At 27.8% G+C, this 1404-nt stretch carries 2 protein-coding genes; both read left to right on the top strand.

From position 1 onward, the window contains the following. Positions 1-463 precede the first annotated feature (463 nt). Complete coding sequence (locus BM246_RS19725; RefSeq protein WP_074940744.1) at positions 464-661, top strand: hypothetical protein; 198 nt, start codon at positions 464-466, stop codon at positions 659-661. Next, the gene (locus tag BM246_RS19720; protein WP_074940740.1) at positions 662-1213 is read left to right on the top strand and encodes a hypothetical protein; all 552 of its coding nucleotides are present in this window, start codon (positions 662-664) and stop codon (positions 1211-1213) included. Positions 1214-1404: the final 191 nt, after the last annotated feature.

Genomic DNA, 1404 nt, shown 5'->3' with positions numbered 1-1404 from the left:
TATATTTTTGTGCCTTGCATTACTAAATATACGAAATTTCTGTATATTTAACAACACGTTGTGCAACAGGCACAACGTGTATAATTAATTGCTTTTTAAGTGCCTACTTGGAAAATTCCTTCGGAATTTTCTCTGGCACGTTTTTGTTTACTAAATTAGTTGCTCAAACACGCAACTAACCATACACAAAACCGTTACCAAACATATCCACTCATACTCATATGACTACCAAAAACTCTTTATTATTTTGACCTTTTTAGCTTGTTCGTCAAAATAAACACACGTATCATTAGGTTAATACGTTATGTATTTGTAAATTAAATAACACTTAAACGACTAATTTGTCATAGTTAAAAACTATAATTAGTAAGTACATTATAAATATATAGTATATACAGTATATACTTAATTATTACAAAATAATGTAGTTTTGTATTAAACAAAAAAGATTTTTAATTAAATCATGGGAACAGTAAACAAATATAAAGAACATTTCAAGAACACCTTTAAGTCTTATAAATCTAAAAATGTAAGAAGTAAAGGAGAGCGTCTTGGTTGGGTATCTTTCGAGGATACTGAATCAGTTGACTTAAGAAAAGTTTTAACTAACGGAGAAGTTGTGAGATTAAGTCAAGACAACAGACCTATGTTAGTTCCTTAAATGAAGTTAACTTCTTCAGGTTATCCCTTAAAATTTATTCAGACTCACCCTTCTTGCAGTTGGCATGAAAAACGATATGTATATAAGTTTTTTTCAATAAAAACGAAATTACATTACATAGTTTATGCAGATTATCATGAACATGATTTTATTGCAGTTAAATTTTACGCAAAAAAGGACAGAAAAAGTGATAGAAAATACTCTAATGTAGTTAATAAAGGAGATGTTTCTAATATTTTAATAACTTGCGCAAAATGTATACCTGAATTATTAAAAATTCATCCTACAGCATCTTTTGGATTTATTGGAGCTAGAACAATAGATGTTAAATCTGATAAAGTTGAAGGATATAAAACAAACCAACGTTTTAGATTGTATAAATATCATATACCTCAATTAATTGGAGGTAAAACTTTTTTGCATAAATCTTTTCCAGATGCCAGTTCTTATATCTTGCTAAATCGAAAAAATATTGATTTAACAAAAACAGAAGAGCAAATAAAATCGATGGTTTGTAATACATATCCTGATTTATTAAATGTTCAATTTTAATTTTTTGCTTCCGACCGTCAACAATTTACCTACTCTAGAAAAAATAAAGTATTCAGTATGTCAATGAACTTTGAAACTGATAAAAAATACGTTTGGTAACACCGGTAACCGTTGCACAACCCCTTAAAAAAGTATAAAAACAGCTTAAAATCTTTGTTTTTAAGCTGTTTTTATTTTTGATACTCCATATT

This window comes from Algibacter lectus, from assembly GCF_900112395.1.
GTDB classification, from domain to species: Bacteria; Bacteroidota; Bacteroidia; order Flavobacteriales; family Flavobacteriaceae; genus Algibacter; species Algibacter lectus.
The sequence above is the reverse complement of the archived record's forward strand: the minus strand, read 5'-3'. Positions and strand labels throughout refer to the sequence as shown.